12 protein-coding genes are annotated in these 15,477 nt (G+C 42.0%); 4 read left to right on the top strand and 8 right to left on the bottom strand.

From position 1 onward, the window contains the following. Positions 1 to 18: 18 nt before the first annotated feature. From FOC66_RS09265 to FOC66_RS09250, 4 genes are read right to left on the bottom strand one after another with little or no spacing between them, the layout of a single operon-like run. Positions 19 to 669, bottom strand: coding sequence for an ABC transporter ATP-binding protein (locus FOC66_RS09265; protein ID WP_003747991.1), 651 nt, complete (start codon positions 667 to 669; stop codon positions 19 to 21). Further along, a complete protein-coding gene (locus FOC66_RS09260; protein WP_003747988.1) occupies positions 666 to 1,463 on the bottom strand; it encodes an ABC transporter permease in 798 nt (265 codons plus the stop codon). The genes FOC66_RS09265 and FOC66_RS09260 overlap by 4 nt, the downstream gene beginning before the upstream one ends. After that, positions 1,463 to 2,632 (bottom strand): capsule polysaccharide transporter, encoded by a 1,170-nt coding sequence (locus FOC66_RS09255; protein WP_003747986.1) that lies wholly within the window; start codon positions 2,630 to 2,632, stop codon positions 1,463 to 1,465. Before FOC66_RS09255 ends, FOC66_RS09260 begins: the two co-directional genes overlap by 1 nt. 11 nt (positions 2,633 to 2,643) lie before the next feature. Then, positions 2,644 to 3,822: a polysaccharide biosynthesis/export family protein gene (locus FOC66_RS09250; RefSeq protein ID WP_003747985.1), complete on the bottom strand. Its 1,179-nt coding sequence runs from the start codon at positions 3,820 to 3,822 to the stop codon at positions 2,644 to 2,646. 119 nt (positions 3,823 to 3,941) lie between these two features. Here FOC66_RS09250 and FOC66_RS09245 point away from each other — a divergent pair, with 119 nt between their 5' ends. Both FOC66_RS09245 and FOC66_RS09240 read left to right on the top strand, forming a co-directional pair. Further along, entirely contained in the window at positions 3,942 to 5,045 is a 1,104-nt protein-coding gene (locus FOC66_RS09245) for a stealth family protein (protein ID WP_003747983.1), read from the top strand. Between the two features lie 18 nt (positions 5,046 to 5,063). After that, positions 5,064 to 8,732 carry a CDP-glycerol glycerophosphotransferase family protein gene (locus FOC66_RS09240; RefSeq protein ID WP_003747981.1) on the top strand — a complete coding sequence of 1,223 codons (3,669 nt, stop codon included), beginning with the start codon at positions 5,064 to 5,066 and terminating at the stop codon, positions 8,730 to 8,732. A gap of 71 nt (positions 8,733 to 8,803) precedes the next feature. Here FOC66_RS09240 and FOC66_RS09235 read toward each other — a convergent pair whose 3' ends face one another. From FOC66_RS09235 to FOC66_RS09220, 4 genes are all read right to left on the bottom strand, one after another. Next, complete coding sequence (locus tag FOC66_RS09235; protein ID WP_003747978.1) at positions 8,804 to 9,853, bottom strand: acyltransferase; 1,050 nt, start codon at positions 9,851 to 9,853, stop codon at positions 8,804 to 8,806. 85 nt (positions 9,854 to 9,938) lie between these two features. Continuing rightward, complete coding sequence (locus FOC66_RS09230) at positions 9,939 to 11,309, bottom strand: XcbB/CpsF family capsular polysaccharide biosynthesis protein (protein ID WP_003747976.1); 1,371 nt, start codon at positions 11,307 to 11,309, stop codon at positions 9,939 to 9,941. Position 11,310: 1 nt separating this feature from the next. Continuing rightward, positions 11,311 to 12,750, bottom strand: a complete 1,440-nt coding sequence (locus FOC66_RS09225; protein ID WP_003747974.1) for an AMP-binding protein — start codon at positions 12,748 to 12,750, stop codon at positions 11,311 to 11,313. Between the two features lie 3 nt (positions 12,751 to 12,753). After that, entirely contained in the window at positions 12,754 to 12,984 is a 231-nt protein-coding gene (locus FOC66_RS09220; RefSeq protein WP_003747973.1) for an acyl carrier protein, read from the bottom strand. 223 nt (positions 12,985 to 13,207) lie between these two features. Here FOC66_RS09220 and galE point away from each other — a divergent pair, with 223 nt between their 5' ends. After that, positions 13,208 to 14,224 carry a UDP-glucose 4-epimerase GalE gene (gene galE, locus FOC66_RS09215; RefSeq protein WP_003747972.1) on the top strand — a complete coding sequence of 339 codons (1,017 nt, stop codon included), beginning with the start codon at positions 13,208 to 13,210 and terminating at the stop codon, positions 14,222 to 14,224. Positions 14,225 to 14,340: 116 nt separating this feature from the next. After that, positions 14,341 to 15,408 (top strand): dTDP-glucose 4,6-dehydratase, encoded by a 1,068-nt coding sequence (rffG, locus tag FOC66_RS09210; RefSeq protein WP_003747970.1) that lies wholly within the window; start codon positions 14,341 to 14,343, stop codon positions 15,406 to 15,408. Positions 15,409 to 15,477: the final 69 nt, after the last annotated feature.

Below are 15,477 nucleotides of genomic sequence, written 5' to 3'. Positions count from 1 at the left end.
ATTTAAAAAACAATCGCTTTAAGGCAGCGAATTATAATATTCGTAGGCTTTGTCCATGTCTTCAAACTGGTACATATGTCCTTTTTCCAACACCATCGCATTATCGCAATACTGCTTCATGGCGCTGTGGCTGTGCGATACCAAAATGATGGAACGGTCTTTGCGCTTTTCAAACAACTCGTACTTACATTTATCGGCAAAGCGCGAGTCGCCAACCGCAATCACTTCGTCAATCAGATAGCAGTCAAATTCTACCGCCAACGACAAAGCAAATGCCAAACGCGCCTTCATACCTGAAGAATAACGCTTAACCGGCTCGTAAAGATATTGACCCAGCTCGGAAAACTCTTCGGTAAAGTTCTTCACATAATCGATGTCGACGTTGTAAATCCGGCAGATGAAACGCAAATTGTCCATACCGGTCAGACTGCCTTGAAATGCACCGGAGAATGCCAAAGGCCAAGAAATACTCATCGTCCGCTTGATTTCGCCCGTGGTCGGCGGCTCAACGCCGCTAATCAAACGGATGAGCGTCGATTTACCTGCACCGTTGCGGCCGAGAATACCGATTTTCTCGCCCTTCTCCATTTTGAAGTTGATATCGTGCAAGACTGTCCGCCAACCTTGGCGGGTCAGATAGCGTTTGGAAACGTGTTCAACTGAAATCATTGCGGCTCAACCCCTTTGCTGAATCTCGCCACCATCGCCAAACCAAGCAGCAGCAAAACTAAATTACACAACAAAATATACCAAGGATTTTCGTAAGTCGTAACGCTGTCGCCAAAATATCCGGCACGGAACATTTCTGTACCATGCACCATCGGAAGCATTAATACATAATGTTGCAACTGCTGAGGCAGGTTGTGTACGAAGAAAAACACGCCGGACAAAGGCATCATCACAAAACTGATGGTACTCCAAACCTTACCAAACGGCTCAAAGTGAAACGCCACCGAACAGATGACCAGCCCCAATCCAACGGCAAACATTGCCATCAAAAGCCAAGCCAACAACATATAGAAAATATCTGCCGGTACATCAATCCAACCGATGATGACCAATGCGAACATAATCACGACCTGCGCAATGGTGGCGCCGGCAATCTCCAACAACATACGCGCAAAAATGGTATCCAAAACGCGTACATTTCGGTGATACAGCAAGCTTGTATTGGCCGAAATCGAACCGATAGAACGATTAGAAGCATTACGCCACATCATCATCATCGGATAGCCTGTCAGCGTGAATGCCACGATATTCAAAGCTGACACGTTGTGCATGCGGAAAAATTTCCACATCAACACCATAACCAAAGTCAGCAGCAAAGGTTCGACAAACAACCACAAAAAACCAATGTTATTACGACCGTAGCGAGTAATAATTTCACGCATTAAGAGTGCGCCGATTACCCTTTTTTGGATAAGCAGCGACTCCAAAAACGATGTTTTATGTAGCTCTTTCATCAGTTTTTATGCTCACGGATACTTGCAGACAGCAACACGGCAATGCCATAGACAATCAAACCGATGACAAACGTTGCCACGATGTTGTACAAACGGTTTGGCTCATGTGCCAAGTCAGGTTTGTTCGGCTGGGAAATCACTTCCAAATACAATTGCTGGCGATCTGCTTCCGCTTTTGCACTTTCCAAAGAAGTCATCGCCGCAGCCAATTGTTTCTCAGCCAATTCGTTTTCCAAATACACGCGTTGATATTCCGCCGCCTGATTGGACAACGAACCCTCGCCACCGCCGGAAATCGCTTTCATTTGTTGCGAAATTTCTTTACGCAAGCTCTTCTCACGCGCAATCAGACCCGGAATTTGCGGGTTTTCAGGCGTAACGGCTTTTACCTGGTCAAGCTGGGTTTGAATGACAATCAACTCGTCCTGCAATTTGGATACCAAACCCATTTGCACATCAGATTGCGCCTTCAAGTCAAAAATACCGTTGGACACACGGAATTTGGTCAATTGAGCCGAAGCTTCTTTAACTTGTTCTTCAGCAGAATTAACCACTTCTTGAGCATAACGAATCGTATCCTGACGCGCACGTTCGTTCAGCTGGTTGATCAATACCTCACCCTGTTTGAGCAGAGCATTATTGATCTTTTGAGATTCACCGGCATTAAACGATGTAACGCTCAAGTTGGAAATGCCTGAGACAGAGTCAAAATGGATGGATACCTTATCGCGGTAGTATTGATAAAACGCCTCATCCTCGCCACGCAGGCCAAAACCATTAAAACGGCTGAAGATGTCGCCTTCTTTTTCATAAAAATCACGAACGGGCATTTTCTTACGCAACGCGTCCAAAGCTGAACGCGACTGCATATATTCCTGCACGGTATAAATATCGTCTTGCGCACGAGAAAAACCGGACCCCTGCAAAATAGCGCCCAAGCCGTTCAAAGACGATTGGCTTTTAGGAGAACGCACCACAAAGCTGGACTGGGATGTGAATTGATCGGAAGCAAATATTCCGTAATACACACCGGAACACAAAGTCGGCACGATAACCGTTACCCAAAGCAACGGATTAATCTTACGCAACCAAGACTTTTTGGCCTTTTTCTTTTCGGGAGCCGGTTGTTCCGGTTTCACATCCACATTTGCAGAAACTTGCTCAGACATTATTTTCCCCATTAGTTCACTAAATTATTAATACTGTTCGCACCGCTAACCACAGGCGAGAACACAAATGACAAGAACTTGCGTACTTCGGCCATCGGCGCATTCGATACGTACACCACGTCCTTATCCTTTACAGGGAAACGCTGCATCCAAAACATAGAATTCGCATCTGCCAGGTTCAAACGGTAGACCACAGGAATCTCCGCACGATCGCCATACCCCTTTTCAACCCATTTAGATTGTTTCTCAGGAGGCAGCTCGGATAAAGGCGCATAACGGAATACAAATACGCCGCGCGCATCTGCACTATAATCCTGCAAGCCGCCCATACGTCCCACAGCCTCAGCCAAAGACAAGCCCTTCACAGAGAAACCAATCTGCTGCGTATGACCGACCGCACCCATAGAAGTAAATGTGCTCGGATTAGTAATCATTGTGACCACATCACCGCGGCGCAACAAAATATTTTGACGCGGATGCGCCACCAAATCTTCCAAAGCAATCGTTCTGACAACATTGCCACGTGTCAGCTGTACGTTCGTATCCTGAACATTCGCAGTCGAACCGCCCACGGCAGCCACTGCATCCAACACGCGCTCGCCTGCAGCCGTCAAAGGCATACGCACACTGTTACCCGCGCGGATAACCGATACATTCGCCGCATTATTTTGCACCATACGCACCATTACCTGCGGCTGGTTCGCCATTTTTTTCAGACGGCCTTTGATAATATTTTGCACCTGAACCGGTGTTTTACCGAGGACAGACACATCGCCGATAAACGGCACAGAAATCGTACCTGAAGAGCTGACCATCTGTTCAGGCAGCTTCGTTTGCTGCGCATTACCCGAACCGGTAGACGACAAAGCCCCACCGAACAACACAGCCGGAGGAGCTTCCCAAATCGTAATATCCAGTACATCGCCTATATTGATAGCTCCTATTGATGATGTACCATCGCCCAACTGAGCAAATGACTGATTAACTTGCGCTTGATATAGTGACTGAGCCACCGCGCCATTCACATCAATCAATTCCACCTCCGGCACTTCGGCTGTAGCCGGCTGTTGCCCCAAAGCAACAACATTTCGTGTACTTGGGCCGGAATTAGGAAGAGAAGAGCATGCGGCCAACAGGCTGACACACAACAATAACATGCCCCTGCGGGTAAGACATTCTGCTTTCAACATTGATTAAATCTCACTATACTTTTAATTAAGCACGACCATTATAACACCTGATGAAATATTAGGCCGTCTGAAAACCTGACATAAGTATCAAAAAACATCACATTACAGCGAATACCGTCATGAGAAAACTTAAAAAACTGATTCGACAACCAGGTGTATTCTTCCGCGACTATCTCAATAAAAGATACCCTGTCCGCAATGCCGAACAGCGTACAACAGAGTCTGACGAACCGGTCATTATCGACAACACCCTGTATTTAGCCGAACTTGAAAATAGTATCAATCTTCCCCCTATTAAAGTTGATGTCGTTTTCACATGGGTAAATAACCAAGATCCCAAATGGCAGCAACGCCGCCGCCAACATAGCCCTACTGCCGAACAAAACGCACTCCACAATAATGACGAAGCCCGTTTCAGCAACCACAACGAACTTTACTATTCACTTCACAGCGTGCGTACCTTCCTGCCGTGGGTCAACCATATCTACATCATTACCGACAACCAACGCCCCGACTGGCTCAATCCTGCCGACTATCCCAATGTCAGCATAATAGATCACAGTCAAATCATTGACCCGCAATACCTGCCCACCTTCAATTCGCATGTAATCGAAGCACACCTGCACAACATTCCCAATCTAAATGAACACTTCATCTATTTTAACGATGATGTATTTGTTGCCCGACCATTACCGAAGGAACATTTTTTTCACGCCAACGGCATTGCTTCACTTTTTATTGCAGACAAAAGCCTAAAACAAATGTCCGAAAGAGGAACCGACACACCAACTCTTTCCGCCTCAAAAAACTGTATCACACTATTACAACAGCACTACGACTGCCATATCGACCGTCCGTTAGTACACACCTATATCCCACTGCATAAAAGCAGCTTTCAATTTGCTTGGCAGCACTACCGTACTGAGATTGAAGCCTTTTTATCCAACCGTTTCCGTTCTAACCACGATCTCAACCTTGCCACCTTCCTCGTACCTTGGCTGATGTTTTTAAACAGGAAATCTACAGTAGGTAATGAAATATGTTATTATTTTAATATCCGCTCCAACAAAGCGCCTGCCCAATATATCAAGCTCTTGGAAAATAAAAAAAATGGGTGGCAGCCACACTCTTTTTGTGCCAACGATTTTCACAGCCAGCAACAGATTGAAAACTACCAGGACAAACTGATTCAAATGCTGGAAAATTACTTCAAAACCAAATAAAAATAAAAGGTCAAAAAAATGAACAATAAAAAATTTCGGAAGCTCTTACGAGACCCTAAACTCTTTTTCCGCGACATGTACGCCAAACGCGTAATGAAACTCAAAAAATACCTTCCCTTAAAATACGAAGGTAATAATCAATTTACAATCGTTTCAGCCGTTTATAACGTCGAAAAATACCTTGATGAATACTTTGACAGTATCGTCAAACAAAGCTTGAATTTCAAAAAACACATTCAAATCATTCTAGTAGATGATGGGTCAACCGACCATTCGGCAGAAATCATCAAACGATGGCAAGCCAAGTTTCCCCAAAATATCCATTATTTTTACAAAGAAAATGGCGGCCAGGCCTCGGCTCGCAATCTGGGTTTGCAACATGTAAAAACCGAATGGGTAACATTCATAGATCCAGATGATTTTGTTTCTTCTGATTACTTCTACAAAACAGATAACTTCTTAAGTAATAATGCCAACATTAGCATAGTAGGTTGCCCATTAGTCTTCTACTTTGAAGATAAAGACATGGTGAAAGATACACACCCCTTAAAATATCGTTTTGCTAAAGGGGATGTTGTCCTTCCATTATCTAATCTAAAAGATCACCTACAATTATCTGCAAGTACTGCTTTTTTCAAAATTGATAATATCCGTAATGCACATATTTATTTTGATGAGGCAATGAAACCTAGCTTTGAAGATGCAAAATTTGTTACCGATTATATTCTAAATACTGATGCCTCAACTAATGCTGCTTTTCTGTCAAAAATCAGTTATTTTTATCGAAAACGTTCTGATGGTTCGTCCACGTTAGATGGAGCATGGAACAATCCATTACTATTTTCTAGGGTAATTGAAAAAGGCTGTATTGAAATTTTGAAAACAGCCAAAATGAAATTTGGAAAAGTCCCTGAGCATATTCAAAGAATCGTCCTATACCATATCATCTGGTATTTTGGTCGTATCGTAAACAAACCTGCAGCATTGTCACACCTAAGTGAAGAGCAAAAAAAACATTTCGTTGCCTTATTACATGAAATGTTTTCATATATTGATGAAGCAACAATTCTTCGCTTTAATTTAGCAGGGACATGGTTTTTCCAAAAAGTAGCTCTGCTCGGTTTATTTAAAAATACGGCACCTAAGAATCAAATTGCCTATATTGAAGATTTTGATTTGAAAAAGAAACAGATTTTGGTGAAATATTTTTCAAATTTTCCAATTGTTGAACAATGGGTAATCAATGGTAAGGAAATATTCCCTAAATACCAAAAAGAAGTTGTCTATGACTTTCTAGGCAGTTTATACACTAAAGAATACCGAACATGGCTTCCTTGTCACGACATGGGCGATTTAGAACTTTTTCTAGCCGGTAAAAGAGCCAAATTAACATTCTCAGGAAAACAATTTGACAAACTACCAATCGAAACAGTATTCACTTCATTCAAACAAAAATCCACGGTTAAATCGAATGCCTGGATTTTAATGGATAGGGACAATCAGGCCGATGATAATGCAGAACACTTATATCGTTATATTAGTGAAAATCATCCAGAACAAGATATTTATTTTGCCCTGAAAAAAACCTCCTCTGATTGGAAAAGGCTCGAACAAGATGGGTTTAATTTGCTTGAATTTGGCTCATCTGCATTTGAGAGTAAATTAAAAGACTGCGAAAAAATCATCAGTAGTCATGTTGATGGATATATCACACATTATTTCAAAGATGATTCCCTATTAGATAAAGACTACGTCTTTTTACAACATGGCATTACGAAAGATGATTTATCAGGTTGGTTAAATACCAAAAAAATTGCTTGTTTCGTTACAGCGACAAATCCAGAATACCATTCTATTGTGGACAACACGACTGCTTATAAATTTGGTAAAAAAGAAGTTAAACTGACAGGTTTCCCTCGTTATGACCGTTTACTCATCAATAACAATACTGAATCTAAACAGATTTTAATTATGCCAACATGGCGTAGCTCCATTGTAGGCACATATATTTCAGGTACAGAACGAACAAGAAACCCTAACTTCATGAAAACTAACTATGCCAAACATTGGCATGGTTTCATGAATCACGCCATATTAAAAGAACTGAATGATCAAGGTTATCAAATCGTCTTTGCACCACATCCAAGTATTCAGGAATACATGGATGAGTTCACTGTGCCTGACTTTATTAAAATCTATAGCTATTCAGAAGGTAACATCCAATCCGTCTTCCAAAATACTAGCATCTTGATTACAGACTACTCATCTGTTGCATTTGATGTAGCCTACTTGAATAAAGCTATTTTGTATTATCAATTTGATTATGATGAAGTATTCTCCAGTGGAAATCACACCTATCAAAAAGGTTATTTTGACTATAACCGAGATGGTTTTGGTGCAGTTGCTTATAATGAAACAGAACTTCTGGCAGCATTAAAAGATCTAGTAGAAAACCAAGCTAAAGTACCAGATTTGTATCAAACACGCATTGATAAGACATTCCAATTTAGGGATTCGAATAATTGTGAGCGTGTCTATCAGTCTATTACAGCACTTGACCAACCTGACACTACAGATAATCTGCCTATTATTCAGAATATGATTACCCAAGCAGAGAATCATCATGCATGGGACTTGGCAGCAACCCGTATCCAAACTCTGCTTGATACAGGCCGTCTGAATGCGGAAGAAACAGCTGATTATCGCCATCGTTATCTGAACGCTTTATTTGAGAGCAACCAGTTTGATACTTTGCAAAACCTGTTACCTGATTATCCCGATACCGCAGGTTACTGGCATGCGAAAATGGACTTATATATCGGTAATGCTGTTAAAGGGGCGGAATTTTTTGCTGAAAACGAGCATATAGGAACGCAAAATGATTTACTTGTCGCATTACTTGCAGCCTCGTTTCACCAAGCAAAAAGGTCGTCTGAAAAACTGTTTGCCCGGATAGGTACAGACTTACCCGACTCATATCAACCTTTGTTGACCGTAGCACAAAAGCTATCGGAGCAGAATTATTTTGTAGCATTGGCTTTACTGAAAACGTATATTGATAGCTTGGACGATCGCCAAAAAGGCTATCTCAAACCCGAGCTGTTGGCTTCTTACCTCTGCATGAAACTTGGTAACTTACAAGGCGCGCATCAGTATTTGGTTGCTTTTGAAAAACATACTCAAAATGATCCAAGTTGCCGTATCGCCATTGCAAGACTGGCAAAATTACGCGGTGATTCTGAAAAACTATTTACCCAGCTTAACCGTGCCTTTGAAGAAAATCTGCTCTTAATTCCTGAAGATTTAACAGTCGATTATCTGAAAAAAATGTACGCTGCCGGTAACACTGACGGCGAAAGATATCTATTGGCTCAACTGCGCCAAAAATATCCCGAGAATCCGTCTTTGGCCTTGTATGAAGCTGAAAAACTTGCCCAAAACCAAGATTGGGAGTCTGTCACCAAAATATTGGCTGATTTTGCACAAGCCTCACCGGAAACGATGTATCTTTATACAACTGCTTTATGCCGTCTGAAAAACCATCAGGCAGCACAACGTTATTTTGACAGTCTCTCTCTACAAGACACAGCAGCATATTGGAAACTGGCAGCTGAAATAGCCGAAGCTAAAGGTGACAAGGCATTACAGGCTGAGTGTCTGAAAAAACAATTGGCTTGTTTAGAATAACCTTTGTCTTATCTTAAAAAAGGCCGTCTGAAAACTTTTATGTTTTCAGACGGCCTTTACTGTTAGATGCACTAATCAAGTTCTACTGTTGAATTGATATAGGTGACATGATTCATTTCTGCCAAATCCTTACCTTCATCTATATCTGTATATAAAACATTATTGCGTTCCCAAAATACATCTTTGCGTATGACTTTAGCCGGCACGCCTGCAATAACGCAGTTATTAGGAAAATGTTTTTTCACTACCGAAAATGCACCAACAATACTACCGCTACCAATCTTTGTGCCACCCCAAATTGTTGCGCCATAGGCTACCCACACTCTGTCTCCAATAGTAACGTCTTTAGAAACATTTAAACGTTTTCCAGTATGAACATCATAAATTGGGTGTGCATCATCAGTACGGATTTGATTATTAGTGGCAAACATACAATCTTCACCAATGGACAAGGTTGTATGTTCGGCAACAGTAATATAAACCGGATTGGTACTGGTAGTTTTACTACCGATGTTAATCGTACAGCCTACTCCCAAACACCATTGGCCTTGCATAGAAACATTTTCTCCAATATAGACTTTGCTGTCCTTGCCTAAAAATTCTAAAAATACATTACGCAAGTTTGCATTAGGGTGGATAACAACTTCATTCCCACCTCCTCCTAGAAATTGGAAATGACAGTTTCGCAGATTATCAGGTGCAGTAATTTTATTTCCAGAGGTGTCGATATAATTACCTGACATCACTTCTTTTTTGCGGCTGTTAACTACTGGCCGTTCAGAAAAATATTGTTCCGCACGTTCGGCCAATTTGATAAAGACCGCACAGGTTTGGGCAAAATCCAAAGCACTGACATCATAAATGTATACATTATCCCCATCCTGCTTAGATAAACTGAAGTTTGGAAACATTTCTCCGATATTATCTATCTCACTTTTATTACGATAAAACAGGAAAATCTTTTGCCAAACTAAATTTAAACTGACAGAAAATGGTGTTTCACGGTCAGATTTGAAATTGCAGTACACATTCTGCTGATAATAAATATCAACAGACGTATTTTTTAATTTGATATTTTTAAGAATTTCTTGCTGAAATTCTTCAGTCGTTTTATCTACCATTACATTCCCCAAACATGATAAATATGGTTCAAATATTAAAAAAATAGACAGTAAATTTTAAACTTACTGTCTATTTACTTCGCATTTAGTTCAGATTAATGTCCGAATCAGTAATATGGATGTCCAACAGCAAATTATTGATAATGGTATTGGACAAGAATACTGTATTGCCTGAAAAATCTATGTGCTTTTGAATTTTTTCAAAGTCAAACTCGCATAATACAACTGTAGGCAATGCTTCTTTCAGCTCTTTAATATCCGGATAAAACTCTGATACTTTAGCCGATGAAATGACTACTTGATTTTCAAGGTTATGATCAATTACATCTGGTAGCTTTTTGAAAGTCTCCAAAATCGGCGTACGGATAGAGTGCAGATACAATGGATCTTTGCCACCATAGTATTTATGGTTGCCCAAAAATGGGTCGATTGCAAAGGTTTTGTACCCGCCAATTAAGCCGTGATATACCGCCCCTGTACCGCCTGATGATGCACCACAAATGACTACGTTTTTCTTATCTACGCCATAAATACTCATCAGGCTCTTAATGAAACGCTGGATATTGTCTTCGATATTTTCATCAAACTTTGTATTCAACCCGTGACTGCCAAACGCGTCCGATACATCAGCCATACGGATGATATAAGTATTTGGCATAATGCTGTTGCTGATAAATGGAAATGGGTGGCTATAATAACGGTCAACCATATTCTCATTGCTCTTATTGGTATAAGAGAACAACACCAATAGGTTTTTCTTGTTGGCACTCAATACTTTCGGTGCTTCAACAGTATAAATGACATTCTCCAACTCATGGAAAGAGTCTGGGAAATAAGCCAAAAGATCTTTATAACTGTGCTTGTTCACACGACGGAACACACTTACACCCATTTTGTGTTCAACAGCTAAAAAGCCTCTATTATTTAGCTCATAAACATAATCACTTAGACCATGATTCCGAGCATAGCTTAGGAAAAACTCATTACTGTCGCCTTTAACACCAATGTATTCAACTTCCGGCTTATCCAAATACTCGGCTAAATTAATGCCTTTATTTTTTTCAACATTCAGGATGTAGCACAGTTCGCTGCCAAGATAAATGGAAGTAACTTCTAAAATCTCACTAAATTTATCCTCGATTTTTGCCCAATCGGCTTCAGCAAATTTAAAAGACAATACTGTCTTTTCTTGATTAACCGATTGTGGGTAACTTCCATAAATTTCTGAAATATATTTCAGAAATTTATGGAAGCCGGAAATCTTAGAAACCTTGCTCTTATTACGCTCAATAAAGTTAAAGGTTTGTCCTACTGCCGTATAACTGACGCTGACAAAATAGTCGTTCAACAGAAAATCGAACACTATACTTTGATTGTTATAAATCCAAGCGTTAACCTTTTGAGGATCAATCTTGGCTTTTCGTAAGATGTTTTGCTGAATTTTATATAAATCCATTTTATAAACCCTGTTGATATTTTTCCAACAATGCTTTTTTGTCGGTTTTGTGGTTGGTACTGACTGGAATTTCATCAATGTGAATAAATTCAGACGGCATCATATAAGACGGTAAATTTTGTACTAATGCGTCTTTGATCGCCTGAGTATCTGCACTTTGCTTGGCTGTATAGAAACACACCAAACGCAATACTGCGCCTGTGTTGCGTTTCAAAGCCACTACTGCCACATTATCAAAGGCAAATTCCTTAAGGTTAAGGATTTTTTCTTCAATTTCTGAAAGTTCGATACGGTAGCCATTGAGCTTAATCTGCTCGTCTTTACGGCCTTGTACATAGAACAATCCATTTTTTTCAAAACCGTAGTCACCTGTTTTATAAGTCCGGTTATCTGCACTGTGTACGACCAAGCGTTTAGCATTTTCAGTTTCGTTGTTCAGATAGCCACGCATCACATGGTTACCGCTAATCCAAATCTCTTCGTCAACAATCTCTAATTTGGAATTAAGCACGGCAACGCCTACAGGCAACTCTTCTTCTGCCGCCAGCATATCAGGTGTAATATCAACGTAAGTTGTTGCTACAGTAGCTTCAGTCGGACCATAGGTATTGATAACACGGACACCGGGAAATTTTTGAAAAATCATATTTACTACCGGTTTGCCAAGTTTTTCGCCACAGAACAAAAATTCTTTCAAACTCGGTAAAGTAGCCTGACTACATTTAGGGTTAAGCAGCTGCTGCATGGCAAAAGAAGGCGTGGAAACCCAAGTAGTAATTTGTTGTTTGGCCAAAAAATCAATCCAGGTGGCAGGATTAGAAATAGCATCACGACTGTTCATGACAATACAACCACCGTAAGCCAAGTTGCCAAAGATTTCGTACATTGACAAATCAAACGCAAACGGAGCCTGATTCATAAACACATTAGGTGCGGCTAAATTAAGCTGCTCTTTCATCCATTTCATCAGGTTGAATACAGCTTCACGACCGATTTGCACACCCTTAGGTGCGCCGGTTGTTCCTGAAGTAAACATGATGTAAGCCAAATCTTTTTCAGCCAGCTCTACTTCTTCATCAGTCTGCTTTTCAAAAGTTTGCGTTGCCGAACGGTACACAAAGCGTGCTTTCGACAGTTGGCAGATATTGTTCAGACGGCTTTCAGGATAAATACTATCCACCGGAATAAAAGGGATTTTGTTTAATAAGCAGGCATAAATTGCCACTGCAAAATCAATTTCTTTATGGCCGTGCAACACCAAAGGAATGTTTTTGGTAATATCTGCTATGCTTTTGTAAGCCTCGATAAATGTGGCTATTTTTACGCGCAACTCTTCCCAAGAACATTCCTGAGTATCATTAACTAACGCTTTTCCCGAAGTTTGACTGAAACGGTATTCCAAAAAATCATCAAGATTTTGGAATTCATTTATTTGTTTCATGATTTAGCCTTTGTAATTATTTTCAACATATTGAATGATATTGGCTGAGTTTGCCAAAATATCAACCAGTTGCTCAAACGGCAAATCAACATCAAATTTTTGTTTGATGGCCATAACCAAATCCATTGCGCTCACAGAATCAATAAGTCCTGTAGACAACAATTCTTCATTTGCTGACACTTGTTTTTGTGCAACTTGTGAAATCAACGCCAAAACTTCGTTAGATACTGACATGGTAAGATCCTTTTATTTAAATTGAAATGATAACGCTTTGCACCCTGTGCATAACACTGTGATTATCCCATATTTTTTTACTTTTCAGGTAACTAAATATACAATATCCAAATAAAGCAATCCCTCGTTGACAACACTTACACCAGGCCATCTGAAAGCGTGTTTGTATTTTCAGCCAACCGGTTTCACGACTTCCAAACACAATTTTAATTAAGGAAAACTAATGACTATTCTTATCACCGGCGGTACCGGTTTTATCGGCTCCCATACCGTTGTTTCCCTGTTGAAATCAGGCTTTAATGCCGTGATTTTGGACAATTTGTGCAATTCGTCTGCCAACATCCTCCCGCGCTTGGAAAAGATTACCGGCAAGTCTGTGCCTTTTTACCAAGGGGATATCCGTGATCGTGAAGTGTTGCGTCAAATCTTTGCAGAACACGATATTGATGCCGTCATCCATTTTGCCGGCTTGAAGGCAGTCGGTGAAAGCGTGGCCGAACCAATGAAATATTATGACAACAATGTGTCGGGCAGCTTGGTTTTGGCTGAAGAAATGGCGCGTGCCGGCGTATTTAAGATTGTGTTCAGCTCATCTGCTACGGTTTACGGCGATCCGGGCAAAGTGCCTTATACGGAAGATATGCAACCGGGGGATACGACCAGCCCTTACGGTACGTCTAAGTCTATGGTAGAGCGCATTTTGACGGATATCCAAAAGGCCGATCCGCGCTGGAGCGTGATTTTGTTGCGCTATTTCAACCCTATCGGTGCGCATGAAAGCGGTTTGATCGGCGAGCAGCCAAACGGTATCCCAAACAATCTGCTGCCTTATATCTGCCAAGTGGCTTCAGGCAAGCTGCCACAATTGTCGGTTTTCGGCGATGACTACCCTACCCCAGACGGTACGGGTATGCGCGACTACATCCATGTAATGGACTTGGCGGAAGGCCATGTGGCGGCGATGCAGGCGAAAAGCGATGTTTCGGGCGTACACCTGTTTAATTTGGGTTCGGGACGTGCTTATTCGGTATTGGAAATCATCCGTGCCTTTGAGGCGGCCTCCGGCTTGACCATTCCGTTCCAAATCAAACCGCGTCGTGATGGCGATTTGGCCTGTTTCTACGCCGACCCTGCCTACACCAAAGCGCAGACTGGTTGGGAAACCAAGCGCGATTTGGCACAGATGATGGAAGACTCATGGCGTTGGGTCAGCAACAACCCAAATGGCTACGACGATTAAGTTGACCTGATACAGGCCGTCTGAAAGAGATGTTTTCAGACGGCCTCTTTATCTGAAAAACACACTTTCTGTCTGCTATAATCCGTTTATATTATTTTGACTATCCTCTGAAACTTATGAAAAAAATCCTTGTTACCGGCGGCGCGGGCTTTATCGGTTCTGCCGTTGTCCGTCATATTATCCAAAACACCCAAGACTCTGTCGTCAATGTCGATAAGCTGACTTATGCCGGCAATTTGGAATCTTTGACCGAGGTAGCCGATAATCCTCGCTATGCTTTTGAGCAAGTGGATATTTGCAACCGCGCCGAACTTGACCGCGTATTCGCACAACACCAGCCTGATGCCGTGATGCACTTGGCAGCGGAAAGCCATGTCGACCGCTCTATCGATTCGGCAGGCGAGTTTATCCAAACCAATATCGTCGGCACATTCAACCTGCTTGAAGCGGCACGCGCCTATTGGCAACAAATGCCGTCTGAAAAGCGCGAAGCCTTCCGCTTCCACCATATTTCTACCGATGAAGTCTATGGCGATTTGCACGGCACGGACGATTTGTTTACCGAAACCACGCCCTACGCGCCGTCCAGCCCCTACTCTGCTTCTAAAGCGTCCAGTGACCACCTCGTTCGCGCATGGTTGCGTACATACGGTTTGCCGACCATCGTAACCAACTGCTCTAACAACTACGGCCCGTACCACTTCCCGGAAAAACTCATTCCTTTGATGATTCTGAACGCGCTTGACGGCAAACCGCTGCCCGTTTACGGCGACGGTATGCAAATCCGCGACTGGCTGTTTGTCGAAGACCACGCGCGCGCTCTGTATCAGGTTGTTACCGAAGGCGTTGTCGGCGAAACCTACAATATCGGCGGCCACAATGAAAAAGCCAATATTGAAGTCGTCAAAACCATCTGCGCCCTGCTGGAAGAACTCGTTCCCGAAAAACCGGCCGGCGTGGCGCGTTATGAAGATTTAATTACCTTCGTGCAAGACCGCCCCGGCCATGACGTGCGCTACGCCATTGACGCTGCCAAAATCGCCAGGGAGCTGGGCTGGAAACCGCAGGAAACATTCGAATCCGGCATCCGCAAAACAGTGCAATGGTATTTGGACAACAAAACCTGGTGGCAAAACGTATTGAACGGCAGCTATCGTTTAGAGCGTTTAGGCACCGGGAAATAAGTTTTCAGACGGCCTGTTCACATATTAGGCCGTCTGAAAATCATGCAAACACACACTACTCAGGAGAGA

It is taken from the genome of Neisseria mucosa (genome assembly GCF_013267835.1).
In the GTDB taxonomy this organism is placed as follows: Bacteria; Pseudomonadota; Gammaproteobacteria; order Burkholderiales; family Neisseriaceae; genus Neisseria.
Note: the sequence above shows the minus strand (reverse complement) of the source record. Positions and strands in the feature narration are given on the sequence as shown.